Origin of the sequence: Ruminococcus sp. RTP21204st1_B2_RTP21204_210225 (genome assembly GCF_040914135.1) — a bacterium.
Classification (GTDB): domain Bacteria; phylum Bacillota; class Clostridia; order Oscillospirales; family Ruminococcaceae; genus Hominimerdicola; species Hominimerdicola aceti.
Genome location: NZ_JBCPGA010000121.1, coordinates 1 through 1,280, shown reverse-complemented (window position 1 = coordinate 1,280; position 1,280 = coordinate 1). Strand labels below are relative to the sequence as shown.

Sequence of the window (1,280 nt, the reverse complement as noted above, 5' to 3'; positions counted from 1 at the left end):
GGAAAATACAAATGGCCGAGAGATTCAAATGAGGCTAAGTTGATAACTCAGAAAGAATTTCGCTGGCTGATGGAAGGCCTTTCGATAGATCAAAAAACAGCCATTAAACCTGCAAAGAAAGGAAAAGTGTGCTGAGTTTTCAACAGAAAAAATGAACATATAGGTTGATAATATTTCTATGCCCGAAACGTCCTGAAACGCTGGACTTTTCGGGCTTTTTGCGGTATAATAGATGTAGTGGATTTCTTGTTTTTGGAGGTGAGTACAGTGATAGAAAAAGGTAATATGACAGACGCAGAATATATCGCTGTACTTGAAAAAGAACATCTCCGTTTAAAAAGCGAGATTAAAAAGCGTGATAAGAAAATAGACAAATTAGAGGTCGAAAATGAATGTCTCAGAAAAGATAATCATATCTTCCTTGAAGCGCTGATACTCTCTAAGCATAAAATATTCGGAGCATCAAGCGAGCGAACCGAATGTGAGGACCAGCAGTCATTTTTCAATGAAGCCGAACTGGAATGTGATGAAAAGGCCGAAGAACCTGTAAAGAAAACTGTTAAGGGATATGTTAGAAAAGATCCTAAGACCAAGCGTGACGAGGTGATCAGAAACATCGAAACAGAAATGATCACCTGCACCATTCCCGATGGAGAAAGAAAATGTCCTCGTTGCGGTTCGGAGATGAAAGTTATCGGCAAGAAATATGTTCGTGAAGAGGTAGAGCTTATCCCAGCAAAGCTGATCGTAAAGAAATATTACAGTCTGACCTACGGCTGCAAGAAGTGTGAGAAAAAGAATATGCCTGTTTTTCTTCACGGATTAGTTCCCGCACCTGTGCTCCCTCACTCATTGGCGTCTGCGTCAACGGCTGCGTGGGTGATCTATCAGAAATATGTTAATGCCACTCCTCTGTACCGTCAGGAAAAAGACTGGGAACGTCTCGGATACTCGCTCAGCAGAACGACCATGGCAAACTGGATCATCAGATGCAGTGAGGATTATTTCTCAAAGCTGGTAAGCAGATTGAAAGAAGAAATGCTTAAGCCAAAAGTTCTTCACTGCGATGAAACATACGTTAAGGTCCTCAAGGAAAGAAACGTTTCCTCCGAAAGCAAGCAATATATGTGGGTGTACCGCACTGGAAAGCATTCGGACAGGCAGATCGTGATCTATGACTACAACAAGTCGAGGTCTGGCGACGTGCCAAAGAAGTATCTTGGAGACTACGATGGCTTTGTGCACACCGACGGCTATGCAGGCTACAACAAGCTGACCAA

At 42.5% G+C, this 1,280-nt stretch carries 1 protein-coding gene; it reads left to right on the top strand.

Annotation, left to right across the window (positions count from 1 at the left end; all coding sequences use genetic code 11):
• Positions 1-267: 267 nt before the first annotated feature.
• On the top strand, positions 268-1,280 hold a 1,013-nt coding region (locus tag AB5123_RS14385), incomplete at its 3' end, for an IS66 family transposase (RefSeq protein WP_368365008.1).